This is a genomic window from Enterobacter cloacae complex sp. S3 (genome assembly GCF_014930495.1).
GTDB lineage: Bacteria > Pseudomonadota > Gammaproteobacteria > Enterobacterales > Enterobacteriaceae > Enterobacter > Enterobacter asburiae_B.
Map to the genome: position 1 here is coordinate 81,720 of NZ_JADBRD010000014.1, position 14,894 is coordinate 96,613.

General features: G+C 57.6%; 11 protein-coding genes. 1 reads left to right on the forward strand and 10 read right to left on the reverse strand.

Annotated elements, in window-relative coordinates; translation table 11 throughout:
- Positions 1-60: 60 nt before the first annotated feature.
- Together relA and rlmD are read right to left on the reverse strand one after the other, a co-directional pair.
- On the reverse strand, positions 61-2,292 hold the full coding sequence (gene relA, locus IM317_RS07210; protein WP_033146421.1) for a GTP diphosphokinase: 2,232 nt from the start codon (positions 2,290-2,292) through the stop codon (positions 61-63).
- 51 nt (positions 2,293-2,343) lie between these two features.
- Positions 2,344-3,642 carry a 23S rRNA (uracil(1939)-C(5))-methyltransferase RlmD gene (gene rlmD, locus IM317_RS07215; protein ID WP_033146422.1) on the reverse strand — a complete coding sequence of 433 codons (1,299 nt, stop codon included), beginning with the start codon at positions 3,640-3,642 and terminating at the stop codon, positions 2,344-2,346.
- Between the two features lie 57 nt (positions 3,643-3,699).
- Here rlmD and barA point away from each other — a divergent pair, with 57 nt between their 5' ends.
- Positions 3,700-6,459 (forward strand): two-component sensor histidine kinase BarA, encoded by a 2,760-nt coding sequence (gene barA / locus IM317_RS07220; protein WP_033146423.1) that lies wholly within the window; start codon positions 3,700-3,702, stop codon positions 6,457-6,459.
- A gap of 95 nt (positions 6,460-6,554) precedes the next feature.
- Here barA and IM317_RS07225 read toward each other — a convergent pair whose 3' ends face one another.
- The 8 genes from IM317_RS07225 to syd all read right to left on the reverse strand — a co-directional run bounded on the left by IM317_RS07225 (position 6,555) and on the right by syd (position 14,868).
- Positions 6,555-7,694 (reverse strand): glycerate kinase, encoded by a 1,140-nt coding sequence (locus tag IM317_RS07225; RefSeq protein ID WP_033146424.1) that lies wholly within the window; start codon positions 7,692-7,694, stop codon positions 6,555-6,557.
- A gap of 77 nt (positions 7,695-7,771) precedes the next feature.
- Positions 7,772-9,109: a glucarate dehydratase gene (gudD, locus tag IM317_RS07230; RefSeq protein WP_033146425.1), complete on the reverse strand. Its 1,338-nt coding sequence runs from the start codon at positions 9,107-9,109 to the stop codon at positions 7,772-7,774.
- Between the two features lie 15 nt (positions 9,110-9,124).
- Entirely contained in the window at positions 9,125-10,465 is a 1,341-nt protein-coding gene (locus IM317_RS07235; protein WP_033146581.1) for an enolase C-terminal domain-like protein, read from the reverse strand.
- Positions 10,465-11,820 (reverse strand): galactarate/glucarate/glycerate transporter GudP, encoded by a 1,356-nt coding sequence (gudP, locus tag IM317_RS07240; protein ID WP_033146426.1) that lies wholly within the window; start codon positions 11,818-11,820, stop codon positions 10,465-10,467. The genes IM317_RS07235 and gudP overlap by 1 nt, the downstream gene beginning before the upstream one ends.
- Positions 11,821-12,115: 295 nt before the next feature.
- Positions 12,116-12,565 (reverse strand): flavodoxin, encoded by a 450-nt coding sequence (locus IM317_RS07245; protein ID WP_023333248.1) that lies wholly within the window; start codon positions 12,563-12,565, stop codon positions 12,116-12,118.
- 24 nt (positions 12,566-12,589) lie between these two features.
- Entirely contained in the window at positions 12,590-13,366 is a 777-nt protein-coding gene (gene truC, locus IM317_RS07250; protein WP_033146427.1) for a tRNA pseudouridine(65) synthase TruC, read from the reverse strand.
- Positions 13,363-13,692: a YqcC family protein gene (locus tag IM317_RS07255; RefSeq protein WP_033146428.1), complete on the reverse strand. Its 330-nt coding sequence runs from the start codon at positions 13,690-13,692 to the stop codon at positions 13,363-13,365. Before IM317_RS07255 ends, truC begins: the two co-directional genes overlap by 4 nt.
- 630 nt (positions 13,693-14,322) lie before the next feature.
- On the reverse strand, positions 14,323-14,868 hold the full coding sequence (gene syd / locus IM317_RS07260; protein ID WP_033146429.1) for a SecY-interacting protein: 546 nt from the start codon (positions 14,866-14,868) through the stop codon (positions 14,323-14,325).
- Positions 14,869-14,894 lie beyond the last annotated feature (26 nt).

Genomic DNA, 14,894 nt, shown 5'->3' on the forward strand with positions numbered 1-14,894 from the left:
TCCATTAAAAAAACAAGCCGGGTGGCGGCAAAGCCTTACCCGGCCTACAGAAGAGTGTGTTTAACCGCCGTGCAGACGACGCGCGTCAATCACATCCGGCACCTGGTTCAGTTTGCCAAGCACGCGGCCCAGCACCTGCAGGTTGTAGATTTCGATGGTCATATCGATGGTGGCAAGCTGCTCGCGGGTATCGCTGCGGCTGGCGACGCCCAGCACGTTGACCTTCTCGTTGGCGAGAATGGTCGTGATGTCGCGCAGCAGGCCGCTGCGGTCGTTGGCAGTGACGCGCACCACCAGCGAGTAGCCGGCAGAATAGCTCTCACCCCAGACCGCTTCCACGATGCGCTCCGGCGCATGCGACTGCAGCTCGACAAGCTGGTCACAGTCGGAACGGTGAATCGAAATCCCGCGTCCCTGAGTGATAAAGCCGACGATATCGTCGCCCGGAATAGGCTGGCAGCAGCGGGCAATGTGATGCATCAGGTTACCTACGCCTTCAACCACCACGCGGCCGTTGTCTTTGCTGCGCTGCTGCGGCGCATAGGTTTTCTGCTGCAGCTGCTTCAGCGCCGCCGCGTCCTGCTCTGCCGCGCTTGGCTTATTGAACTGCGCCTGCAGGAAGTTCACCATCTGATTCAGACGGATATCACCGCCGCCAATCGCCGCTAGCAGCTCGTCAAGCTCGTTGAAGTTGTAGCGCGGCAGCAGGAATTTCTCCGCCTCTTTCAGGCTTATCCCGATATGCTCCAGCTCGTCGTCAAGGATCTGGCGGCCGGCAAGGATGTTCTTGTCACGATCCTGTTTACGGAACCAGGCGTGAATTTTCGAGCGCCCGCGGCTGGTGGTGACGTAGCCCAGGTTCGGGTTAAGCCAGTCACGGCTCGGGTTGGGCTGCTTCTGGGTAATGATTTCAATCTGGTCCCCCATCTGCAGTTGATAGGTGAACGGTACGATACGTCCGCCAATTTTCGCCCCGATGCAGCGGTGCCCCACATCGCTGTGGATGTGGTAGGCAAAATCGAGCGGCGTAGAGCCCGCAGGCAGGTCGACAACGTCCCCTTTTGGGGTAAAGACGTACACCCGATCGTCAAAGACCTGGCTGCGCACTTCGTCGAGCATCTCGCCGGAGTCGGCCATCTCTTCCTGCCACGCAATCAGCTTGCGCAGCCAGGCAATGCGGTCTTCGTGGCCAGAACGCGCTCCGCCGGACGTGCCTTCTTTGTATTTCCAGTGCGCGGCCACGCCCAGCTCGGCGTCCTCGTGCATCTGTTTGGTGCGGATCTGAATCTCGACCGTTTTGCCGCCAGGGCCAAGCACAACGGTATGGATAGACTGATAGCCGTTCGGTTTGGGGTTGGCGACATAGTCATCGAACTCATCGGGCAGATGACGGAAGTGAGTGTGTACTATCCCCAGCGCGGCGTAGCAGTCCTGCAGACGCTCCGCCACGATACGCACGGCGCGCACGTCAAACAGCTCGTCAAACGCGAGGTGTTTCTTCTGCATTTTGCGCCAGATGCTGTAGATATGCTTAGGCCGGCCGTAGACTTCGGCGCGCACGTTCTCTTCTTTCATCGCCTGGCGCAGGCCGCCGACAAATTCGTCGATATAATGCTCGCGGTCGATACGGCGCTCATGCAGGAGTTTGGCAATACGTTTATATTCCGCCGGGTGCAGATAGCGGAAGCAGTAATCTTCCAGCTCCCACTTCAGCTGACCAATCCCTAAGCGGTTCGCCAGCGGCGCATAGATGTTTGTACACTCTTTGGCGGCCAGCACGCGCTCGTCTTCCGGCGCATCCTTCACCTCACGCAGGTGGGCAATCCGCTCGGCAAGCTTGATGACCACGCAGCGGAAATCATCCACCATGGCCAGCAGCATCCGGCGAACGTTATCGACCTGCTCAGAGGAGACGGAATCGGTGTGCGCGGCCTTCAGCTGGCGAATGGCTGCCATATCGCGCACGCCGTGGATCAGCGCGACGACGGATTTCCCGACGCTGTCGCGCAGCACGTCTTCGCTGACCACGTCCGCATCCGCGAGGGGGAAGAGAAGCGCGGCCTGCAGCGTTTCAATATCCATGTTCAGCATGGATAAGATTTCCACCATCTCCACGCCGCGCCACAGGAGAAGATCGGCGTCGGGATGCCCCTGCGTGGTGCGCAGACAATAGGCCCAGGTTTCGGTTAAGCGTTCACACGACTGCTGGCTGGAAATTCCCAGACTTGCGATCCATTTTTGTGGGTCAAATTCCCCAGCTTTATTGAGATGTGCACTTCTTACCGCAACCATTGTCCTCTCCTTTAGGGACCTGGGCCTGTCGAAGTCGACAAGCCAAACAAATTAGATGTGCTCGAACAACACCATCGATTCCAGATGACCAGTGTGCGGGAACATGTCCAGCATTGCCAGACGCTGAATCTGGTAACCCGCGCGGATTAATGCCTCACTGTCCCGGGCAAGCGTTGCCGGGTTACAGGAAACATAGACCACACGCTTTGGCGCGAGTTTAATAATATGTGCCATCACACCCTGGGCACCGGCACGCGCCGGGTCGAGCAAAATTTTATCAAAGCCCTGTTTTGCCCACGGCTGTTGGGTGACATCTTCCTCAAGATTTTGATGAAAGAATGTCACATTTTGCAAGCCGTTCTGCAGTGCGTTCTCCTGCCCTTTAACCACCAGCGCCTCAACGCCTTCCACGCCGACGACGCTGGCCGCTTTTCGCGCCAGCGGCAGCGTGAAGTTGCCCATTCCGCAGAACAGATCGAGCACCCGATCGCTTTTCTGAACATCCAGCCACGTCAGCGCTTTCTCAACCATCTGCTGGTTTACGCCATCATTCACCTGAATGAAATCCCGCGGGCTGAACGTTAAGCGTAGCCCGTTTGACGCATACCAGGGCGCCTCACCGGTAACCTGCTCAAGTATCTCGCTTTGTGGTGCAAGGAAAAGCGCCAGGTCGTGGGAATGCGAAAAGCGTTCCAGTTTTTCGCGATCTTTTTTCGACAGCGGCGCGGTATGGCGCAGCACCATCAGCGGTCCATTGTTGGCCATGACCAGTTCGACATGCCCGAGGTGGCGAACGCCGTCCAGCCCGGAGAGACAGGTGCGCACATCCGGAAGCAATGCCTCAAGATGGGGCACCAAAATGGGGCACTGCTGCACATCGACGATGTCACTGGAACCGGCCTTGCGAAACCCCATCTCCAGCCGCGCCGTTTTTGGCTGATAGCTGAGGCTCAGGCGCGCGCGTCGACGATAGCCCCAGGGCACATCGGCGAGAATTTCGTTAACGTCATGTTTAAGCTGACGCGCCAGCGCGCGGCTTTTGCTTTTTTGCTGTAATTCTGTGCTCGCATGCTGTTGCTGGCAGCCCCCGCAAACGCCAAAATGTGGGCAGCGGTGCTTCACGCGCTCCGGGCTATCGTTGAGGCGACGCTTAACCTGTCCGCGCGCGAACTGGCGTTTATCTTCCGTCAGCGTAATTTCTGCTCGTTCTGTCGGCAGTAAACCTGTTATAAACAGAGCCTTACCGTTGTGACGTGCCACTCCCTGACCAAACGGATCGAGGTCCGTGGCTTCAACAGTAATGATTTGACGCGTCGTCACGCGTCGCTTTGCAGAGTAGAATTGCGCCATCGCCGAGATTTTTCTCACATAAACATAATTATCTTAATTGTCCCATAACGGAACGCCATGACCAACTACAGCCTGCGCGCGCGCATGATGATTTTGATCCTCGCCCCCACCGTTCTCATCGGTTTGCTGCTGAGTATCTTCTTTGTTGTGCACCGCTATAACGATTTGCAGCGACAGCTTGAGGATGCAGGCGCCAGCATTATCGAACCGCTTGCCGTTTCCAGCGAGTACGGCATGAACCTGCAAAACCGCGAATCCATTGGCCAGTTAATCAGCGTGCTCCACCGCCGTCACTCGGACATCGTACGCGCCATTTCCGTTTACGACGAACATAACCGCCTGTTTGTCACCTCGAATTTTCATCTCGATCCGGCGGCCCTGAAGATCCCGGACGGTACACCATTCCCGCGCCACCTCACCGTCTTGCGGCGCGGCGATATCATGATCCTGCGCACGCCGATCGTGTCGGAAAGCTATTCCCCCGATGAGTCAGCGCAATCCGACGCCAAATCCAGCAACAATATGCTGGGATATGTGGCGCTGGAGCTGGATCTCAAGTCGGTCCGGCTACAGCAGTACAAAGAAATTTTCATCTCGGGCGTGATGATGCTGTTCTGCATTGGCATTGCGCTGATCTTCGGCTGGCGCCTGATGCGCGACGTGACGGGCCCCATCCGCAACATGGTTAATACGGTTGACCGCATCCGCCGGGGACAGCTCGACAGCCGGGTGGAAGGGTTTATGCTGGGCGAGCTGGACATGCTGAAGAACGGCATCAACTCAATGGCCATGTCGCTCGCGGCGTATCACGAAGAGATGCAGCACAACGTTGACCAGGCGACGTCCGACCTGCGCGAAACGCTGGAGCAGATGGAGATCCAGAACGTTGAGCTGGATCTGGCGAAAAAGCGCGCCCAGGAAGCGGCACGTATTAAGTCGGAATTCCTGGCCAATATGTCGCACGAGCTGCGTACGCCGCTCAATGGCGTGATCGGCTTTACCCGCCTGACGCTGAAAAGCGAGCTCAACCCGACTCAGCGCGATCACCTGCACACCATTGAACGCTCGGCCAACAACCTGCTGGCGATCATCAACGACGTGCTGGACTTCTCCAAGCTGGAAGCGGGCAAGCTGATCCTGGAAAGCATTCCGTTCCCGCTGCGCAGTACGCTCGATGAGGTGGTGACGCTGCTCGCGCACTCGTCGCACGACAAGGGCCTTGAGCTGACGCTCAACATTAAAAACGACGTGCCGGATAACGTCATTGGCGATCCGCTGCGCCTGCAGCAGGTCATTACCAACCTTGTCGGGAATGCGATTAAATTCACCGAAAGCGGTAACATCGACATTCTGGTAGAAAAACGCTCCATCAGCAGCAATAAGGTGCAGATTGAAGTCCAGATCCGCGATACCGGCATCGGTATTCCTGAGCGGGATCAGTCGCGTCTGTTCCAGGCGTTCCGTCAGGCGGACGCCAGTATCTCCCGCCGTCATGGCGGTACCGGCCTGGGGCTGGTGATCACGCAGCGCCTGGTGAACGAGATGGGCGGCGATATCTCTTTCCACAGCCAGCCGAATCGCGGTTCAACCTTCTGGTTCCACATTAATCTGGACCTCAACCCGAACGTGCTAACCGATGGCCCGGTGACGGACTGCCTGAAAGGCAAGCGTCTGGCCTACGTCGAACCTAACGCGGCGGCAGCGCAGTGCGCGCTCGATATTTTAAGCACCACGCCGCTGGAGGTGGTTTACAGCCCAACCTTCTCAGCGCTTGCCGTTGAGCATTACGATATTCTGCTGATGGGGATCCCGGTCACCTTCACCGGCGAACTGACCATGCAGCAGGAGCGGCTGGCGAAAGCCGCGTCAATGACCGACTATCTGCTGCTGGCGCTACCCTGCCACGCCCAGATTAATGCGGAGGAGTTGAAAAACGACGGAGCCGCCGCGTGTCTGCTGAAGCCGCTCACCTCGACCCGCCTCCTGCCCGCGCTCACGGAGTATTGCCGTCTTAGCCAGCATGCTCTCCCTCTGATTGACGACGAGCAAAAATTGCCGATGAGCGTGATGGCGGTGGATGATAATCAGGCCAACCTGAAGCTGATTGGCGCATTGCTTGAGGACCAGGTTCAGCACGTTGAGCTGTGCACCAGCGGCGCGCAGGCGGTTGAACAGGCGAAGCAGATGCAGTTCGATTTAATCCTGATGGATATTCAGATGCCGGGCATGGATGGCATTCGGGCCTGCGAGCTGATCCACCAGCTGCCGCACCAGCAGCAAACCCCGGTCATTGCGGTCACCGCGCACGCGATGGCCGGTCAGAAAGAGAAGCTGCTGAGCGCCGGAATGAATGACTATCTGGCGAAGCCCATCGATGAAGAGAAACTTCATAACCTGCTGTTACGCTATAAGCCGGGTCACATTGGCGGGACGTACACGGTTTCCAGCGAGCCGGTTGAAATCAGCGTTAACCAGAACGCCACCTTTGACTGGCAGCTCGCGCTGCGCCAGGCGGCTGGTAAACCCGATTTAGCCCGCGAAATGCTGCAAATGCTGGTCGCGTTTCTGCCGGAAATTCGCAATAAGGTGGAAGAGCAGCTGGTGGGTGAAAACCCGGAAGATCTGCTGGAAGCGATCCACAAGCTGCACGGCAGCTGCGGGTACAGCGGCGTGCCGCGGCTGAAAAACCTCTGCCAGCTGCTGGAGCAGCAGCTGCGTGCCGGCACGCCGGAATCGGAGCTTGAACCGGAGTTCCTGGAGCTGCTGGATGAGATGGATAACGTAACGCGGGAAGCGACGAAGTTGCTGGGAAGCTGAGATAAAAGCCCGGTGGCGCTACGCTTACCGGGCCTATGATTGCGGGTGCGGCCTGATGCCCTCACCCCGCCCCTCTCCCACAGGGAGAGGGAGAACTACATTCCCTGCCCCACTTTCAGCACCGCCGCGATATTCCTGGCGGCCATCCTGACGTTCTCGCTGGCATTTTCCAGCGCATCCTCCAGCGAGCAGATGGTGTAGATCACGCTAAACACCGCATCAATGCCGTGATCGTGTACCACGCCAACGTCCGCCGTCAGGCTGCCTGCAATGCCGATGACGGGTTTGTTAAAGCGTTTCGCCACTTTCGCCACGCCCACCGGGACTTTGCCGTGGATCGTCTGGCTGTCGATGCGGCCTTCTCCCGTGATCACCAGATCCGCATCGGCCACCTGGTCGGCCAGGTGTAGCGCATCGGTCACGATCTCAATGCCCTGGCGCAGCTCCGCGCCGCAAAAGGCGTACAGCGCGGCCCCCATGCCACCCGCCGCGCCGCCGCCAGCAAGGTTTAGCACGTCGATATCCAGATCCCGGGCAATGACTCTCGCATACTGCGCCAGCGCGTTGTCCAGGGTGACGATCATCTCGGGAGTGGCCCCCTTTTGCGGACCAAATACGGCTGATGCGCCATCCTTTCCGGTGAGCGGATTCGTCACATCACAGGCGACCTCAATCCGGCACTCCGCCAGACGTCTGTCCAGCCCGCTCAGGTCGATACGCGCGAGTTTTCCCAGCTCGCCCCCGCCCTGCCCAAGGGGCTGCCCGCTGTCGTCCAGCAGCTTTGCCCCCAGCGCCTGCACCATCCCTGCCCCGCCGTCATTGGTGGCGCTGCCGCCAATGCCGATGATGATATGCTTAACGCCTGCGTCCAGCGCGTGACGAATAAGTTCGCCCGTGCCCCACGAGGTGGTTTTCAGGGGATTACGCTGCGAAGGAACGACCAGCTCCAGGCCGCTTGCCGCCGCCATTTCAATAAAGGCACTCTGCTCGTCACCGGATAAGCCATAAAATCCTTCCACGCGCTCACCCAGCGGGCCGGTCACCGGAACATGCACAATGCGTCCCTGCGTTGCCGCGATCATCGCCTCAACCGTCCCTTCGCCACCGTCCGCGACCGGCAGTTTGACGTAAACCGCCTCGGGGAAGATCTCGCGAAAACCACGTTCTATCGCTGTCGCAACCTCAAGCGCACTCAAACTTTCCTTATACGAGTCCGGTGCGATAACAATTTTCATAAGCCATCCTTACGCATAGTCGTTACGTTAAGCATACACCACGTAAAAGACCGCTTGTGGGAGCGGTCCCAATGCGTTTATCGTACCATGCACGGGCGTTTATTGTCGAATGTCCAGTCGGGGATCAGGTACTGCATCGCCATGGCGTCGTCACGGGCGCCCAGACCGTGTTTTTGATACAGCTCATGGGCTTTCATGACCTGGTCCATATCCAGCTCAACCCCCAACCCCGGCGTGGAAGGCACCTGCACCATGCCACCTTTGATCTCAAACGGCTGCTTAGTCAGACGCTGATTACCCTCCTGCCAGATCCAGTGCGTGTCGATAGCGGTAATCGTGCCCGGCGCGGCGGCGGCAACGTGCGTGAACATCGCCAGCGACACGTCGAAGTGGTTATTAGAGTGCGAGCCCCAGGTCAGGCCAAACTCGTGGCACATTTGCGCCACGCGCACCGACCCCTGCATCGTCCAGAAGTGCGGGTCCGCCAGCGGAATATCGACGGACTGCAATGACAGGGTGTGTCCCATCTGACGCCAGTCGGTGGCAATCATATTGGTCGCGGTCGGCAGCCCCGTTGCGCGGCGAAATTCCGCCATGACTTCACGTCCTGAGAAGCCTTGCTCAGCCCCACACGGATCTTCCGCATACGCCAGAACGCCTTTCAGCTGTTTACCAATTTTGATCGCTTCATCAAGCGACCACGCGCCGTTCGGATCCAGCGTCACGCGCGCCTGCGGGAAACGTTTTGCCAGCGCGGTAACGGCTTCCGCCTCTTCCTCACCGGCAAGCACGCCGCCCTTCAGTTTGAAATCATTAAAGCCATATTTTTCGTACGCGGCTTCCGCCAGGCGCACCACCGCATCCGGGGTCATCGCCTCGTCGTGGCGAAGTCGGTACCAGTCGCATTGTTCACCCGGCTGGCTCTGATAAGGCAATGGCGTCAGCCTGCGGTCGCCGACAAAGAACAGATAGCCCAGCATTTCCACTTCGCTGCGCTGCTGCCCCTCGCCCAACAGCGACGCAACGTTAACGCCCAGATGCTGACCCAGCAGATCCAGCATCGCGGATTCAATCCCGGTCACCACGTGAATGGTGGTGCGCAGGTCGAAAGTCTGCAGGCCACGCCCTCCGGCATCGCGATCGGCAAAGGTATTGCGCACGGTGTTGAGGACATTTTTATACTCACCCAGCGTTTTGCCCACCACCAGCGGAATGGCATCTTCAAGCGTCTGGCGGATCTTCTCCCCGCCCGGAATTTCGCCCACGCCCGTATGCCCGGAATTGTCTTTGATAATGACAATATTGCGGGTGAAGAATGGCGCATGCGCGCCGCTCAGGTTCATCAGCATGCTGTCATGGCCCGCAACCGGAATGATTTGCATGGAAGTGACGACAGGGGTCGTAAAAGTACTCATCGTGTAATCCTTTTATCAGTGACGTCCAAAAACAGGGCGCTTACGGTCAAATGTCCAGCCGGGGATAAGGTACTGCATCGGGCCCGCGTCGTTACGCGCGCCGCCCGGTAGCTTTTTATACGCCTCATGGGCTTTATGGATCTGATCCCAGTCAATCTCCACGCCCAGGCCCGGCGCATCCGGTACGGCAATCTTGCCGTTGATGATTTCCAGCGGATTTTTCGTCAGGCGGGCTTCCCCTTCCTGCCAAATCCAGTGGGTATCGATGGCGGTCGGGTTACCCGGCGCCGCAGCGCCAACGTGGGTAAACATCGCCAGCGAAATATCAAAGTGGTTGTTCGAGTGACAGCCCCAGGTCAGCCCCCAGTCATCGCACAGCTGCGCCACGCGCACTGCACCTGAAAGCGTCCAGAAGTGAGGATCCGCCAGCGGAATGTCGACGGCGTTCAGCATCACCGCATGACCCATTTCACGCCAGTTGGTGGCGATCATGTTGGTCGCGACAGGCAGCCCGGTGGCGCGACGGAACTCAGCCATGACTTCACGGCCCGAGAAGCCCTGCTCCGCGCCGCAGGGATCTTCCGCATAGGTCAGGACATCCCCCAGCCCCTTGCACAGGCTAATCGCTTCCTCCAGCAGCCAGGCGCCGTTGGGATCGACGGTGATCCGCGCATCAGCAAAGCGTTTTTTCAGCGCCCGGGCCGTATCAATCTCCTGCTCGCCGGGCAGCACGCCGCCCTTCAGCTTGAAATCCTTAAAGCCGTAGCGATCCTGCGCAGCCTCGGCCAGCCGCACCACCGCGTCGCTGGAGAGCGCTTCCTGGTGGCGCAGGTGATACCAGTCGTGATCGCCCGTGGATCGAGCCAGATAGGGGAGATCGGTCTTAGTGCGATCGCCAACGTAGAATAGATAGCCCAGCACGGTAACCGCATCACGCTGTTTGCCGGGCCCCAGCAGCTCGCAAACCGGAACATTGAGCGCCTTACCCAGTAAATCGAGCAGGGCGGCCTCCAGCGCGGCGACCGCGTTGACGCGCAGTTCAAACGTCCAGGCACCTTTACCGAACGTATCAAAGTCTGCCGACTGATTGCCCTTATGCACCCGCTGAACCACCTTGTTCAGACGGGCGACCTCCTGGCCCACCACTTGCGGAATGGCATCGACCAGCGTCTGGTAAATCACCTCTCCGCCCGGGGCCTCGCCCACGCCGGTATTCCCTGCGCTGTCTTTCAGCACGACGATATTACGGGTAAACCAGGCGTTATGTGCCCCGCCGATATTGAGCAGCATGCTGTCCTGCCCGGCCACCGGAATAACCTTCATCTCCGTAACGGTTGGGCTCGATTGCGTTGTCATCATCCACGCTCCGCAACAGGTTTAAGTTCGACGCGTTTGATATCCCCCACCAGCACCAGGTAACTCAGCACCGCCACCAGCGCATGCACACCTACGTAGATTAGCGCACCGTTGAAAGAGCCGGTGGTGCCGACGATGTAGCCGATAGCGATGGGCGTAACAATCCCGGAGATATTGCCGAACATGTTGAACAGGCCGCCGCTCAGGCCGCTGATCTCTTTCGGCGCCGTATCCGCCATCACCGCCCAGCCCAGCGCGCCAATGCCTTTGCCGAAGAAGGCCATCGCCATAAAGCCGATAATCATCCATTCGGCGCTGACGTAGTTACAGAACACCATGGTCATGGAGAGCAGCATGCCGAGCACAATCGGGGTTTTACGCGCGATGTTCAGTGACCCCGTGCGGCGCATCAGCCAGTCGGAAATCACTCCGCCGAGCACGCCGCCGACGAAGCCGCAGATTGCCGGGACCGACGCGACAAATCCCGCTTTCAGAATCGACATGCCGCGTGCCTGCACCAGGTATACCGGGAACCAGGTGATGAAGAAGTAGGTTAAGGCGTTAATACAGTACTGGCCCAGATAGATGCCGATCATCATGCGCGAGCCGACGAGCTGCTTGATCTGCGCCCATTTCTGGCTGAACGGGACTTTTGCTTTTGCCGATTTCTGATCCATATTGATCAGCGCGCCGCCTTCCGCGATGTACTCCAGCTCTTTTTTGTTCACGCCAGGATGCTGGTTGGGTTCGTGGATCACTTTCAGCCAGACGAAGCTGATGACGATCCCAAGCCCGCCCATGAAGAAGAAGACGTGCGACCAGCCCACCTCATGCGTCAGCCAGCCCATGATTGGCGCGAAGATCACCGTCGCGAAGTACTGTGCGGAGTTGAAAATCGCCACCGCCGTTCCCCTCTCCTGCGCCGGGAACCAGGCAGCGACAATACGGCTGTTCCCCGGGAAGGAAGGTGCTTCCGCTAAGCCTACCAGGAAGCGCAGCGTGAAGAGCGCCACGATAATGCCGAAGCCGCTGAAGATATCGACGAAACCCTGCAACAGGGTAAACATTGACCAGATAAAGATGGACCAGAAATAGACGCGTTTAGATCCAAAACGGTCCAGCAGCCAGCCGCCAGGAATTTGCCCGATGACGTAGGCCCATGAGAATGCGGAGAAAACGTAACCCATGCCCACCGGATCAAGGCCGATATCTTTTGCCATTTCCGAACCGGCAATCGACAGCGTGGCGCGGTCACCATAGTTAAAGGATGTGACGATAAACAGCATCACCACTATCCAGTAGCGGGCATTAGTGCGCTTTTCAGCACTGCTCGCTGCGTGGCTTAATGTACTCATTGTTGCACTCCTGAAACATAGCTTTCGCCTGGTTCATTCTGTACAGCACCGGTAGGGTAATCAGAATGAGATTGGTGTTTTGTCGTTTTGGTACGGCCTGACGCCGTTTTATAGTGACCGGAAAAGTATATGAAGGAGTGCCTCATCACCTCACCGTGCAGAAACACAGTATTAAAGGGTGTATGAGAGGTTGTTTATGGCATAAGCCCAGGGGAATGGAAGGTGGTTCACGGAATTGGCGTTTGGTGCGGGGTGTATCGCCGGGTGGCGGCTACGCCTTACCCGGCCTGGATAACTATTTAAGGAGAGTTGCCCAGTTCTCCACCCACGGGTTCGATTCGCTTTCGGGTTCAGGATGCTCACCGGCATCAATCAGCAGCATCTCGCCGACGCGCTGGGCGCTCTGCTCCTGAAGGAGTGCATCGAACTGCTTGCCGCCGCCGCAGAAGTTGGCGTAAGAGCTGTCGCCCAGGGCAATGATGCCGTAGTGCACGTCCGGCTGATAGCCAAGCTGGTCTTTAATGCCCTGAAACAGCGGCACGATGCTGTCCGGCAGATCGCCCTGCCCGGTGGTGGAGGTCACCACCAGAATGTATTTATCTTTATACTTTTCCCAGTCTGCCAGTTCCGGGTCTTCATAGACCGTGGCTTTATGGCCCTGGCTGGCGAGTATTGCCTCAGCCTCTTCCGCTACCAGCAGCGAGTTGCCGTACATTGTGCCGACAAAAATGCCTACTTCAGCCATGATATTTTCCCATAATGAATGCGTTTACCGTTCATCCTGAACGTTGCCCGATACAAACTCAACCCTTTCATTTTCGGGGAGTTGTCCCAGCCAGCCAAACTGTGACAGCGCCTGCATCCAGACGTCGTCCAGCCCCGCACGGATAGTCAGCGGTTCGCCGGTAAACGGGTGCGTCAGGCTCAGCTCGCTGGCGTGCAGCATCAGACGATGGCAGCCAAAGTGTTCGGCCGCACTGCGGTTCTGGCGCAAATCACCGTGTTTGCTGTCACCAATAATCGGGTGGCGCAGGTGCGCAAGATGGCGTCGCAGCTGGTGCTTACGCCCGGTTTTAGGCAAAAGCTCAACCAGGCTGTAGCGTGTGGTCGGGAATTTGCTGGTTGCAACCGGCATTTCGGTCGTCGCCATGCCGCGATAATCCGTTACTGCGGGCTGCGAACCTTTGTCATCGCGGGCAAATTTATCGGCGATTTTGTCCAGTTCCTCCACCAGCGGATAGTCCAGCGTGGCGGCTTCCGTCAGCCAGCCGCGCACGATCGCGTGGTAGCGCTTTTGCATCTGATGCTGTTCAAACTGCTGTGACAGCAGACGCCCCGCCTCGCTGGAAAGCCCCATCAGCAGCACGCCGGAGGTCGGCCTGTCGAGACGATGGGCGGTAAAAACATGCTGACCAATCTGGTCGCGAACGGTCTGCATCACCACCACTTTCTCATCGCGATCGAGCCAGCTGCGGTGTACCAGCCAGCCTGACGGTTTATTCACCGCCACCAGCCACTCGTCCTGATAGAGGATCTCAAGCGTCATGCATCTTCACCGGCAAACAGGGCATCCAGTTTTTCCAGTTCGACCAGCATCACGTCGCGCGCAGGGTGGGTCGTCTCGAGCGCCATTTCATAGTAGGGAGAGACAGCAAACGCCTGCGGAAGCGGGTGACCGCCCTCAAGCAGGGCGTGCATGCGCGGAATTAACACCCACTGCAGCCATTCAAACGGGGCCAGCGTATCCAGGCAGAAGGGCTGAGTGCTCGCGAACGCTTCTGGCTGCGGCGCGGTCTCCTGCCACAGCTGATGTTGGCGCAAAAGGGCTTCGATGGCGTGCAACTGAGCACGAACGCTATCGTGTTGCGTCATAGTAACCTCAACTGAAAAAGTGAACGGCGCGCAGCATAGCATTGCGGAAGGCAGAAATAAAAAAAGGGAGCACTGTAAAAACAGTGCTCCCGGTTCGTTTCGCAGCATTCCAGCTACAATTCGTGCTCCCTGCTCATCCGTGACAACTTTTCCTGACGCCCGAAGGCTTGGTCATCCGTAAGCCGATGCATCCTGCACACATCTTCCTGACGTGTTTGTCTCATCCTGAAACGTCCTGGCCTTCCTGACCCACCGACCATCCTGATCGGCTCTCGTTCTCCTTCCTGGAGGTGTCCCTTACGCATCCTGCGTTATCCACTTCGCTTCATCCTGAAGCCTTCCTGAAGCGCCATCCTGACGAGTCCTGTGTGAGAAACGCCATCATCCTGATGTTCGTTTCTCGTGTCGGCGTCCTGTCGACAGAAATAGAATCCGCTATTCCGCTTCGTCTTACAACCCACCCTTTCTGGGTTGTAAGCCGTAAGAAATCCCTAAAAACAATACGATGAACAGGTAATTCATTGAAAAACAGAGCGATATTAATCTGAATTAAATGAGGTAATACTGAATCTTCAGCGATCTCTCACAAACGTTGTAAGAGATCTCTCACACGCGCTATAGCATCATGGATTACAGAAATGGCTCAAGTCGGGTAAGGAAATCTGCAAGAGAGGGGGCGAGAGTCTCGCGATTGCGGGTGCCGATAGTCTCTTTAACCACTTCACCTGACAGGTTACAGACGGAGATAACGTCCAGTTCGCTGTCCAGCGCGGCAATAAAGAGCGTCGGAGAAAGCTTCAGGCGTTTTTGCGTGACCAGGTGACCAATCAGGTTTTCCTGAACACGCTGCAGATCGTCTTCGCTCCAGGTCTGCAACAGCGTCAGCGTGATATCAGCAAAGCGCGCAGGCATATCCCCTGCGAACTGCGTGGTATAAAATGCATGAACCGCTGGTTGTACCACAATGTCCATTGCCCGCTCAACCGCATTTACATTTTGCTCGCCGTCGAAAGGTTTTGGTTGCCAGATAACGTAATCGTCGACTGAAGAGATAATGCACGGCGAAGCTACGCCATACAAATCAGCACTTTGCGGCCATGTCTGGTCCTTTTCATGCCATGCGTCGCAATAGCGGGTCGTGAAGGCAGTGAGGGCATTTGCAGTTTCGATGTCCACCGATTTCTCTCTTCTTGTCAGACAGG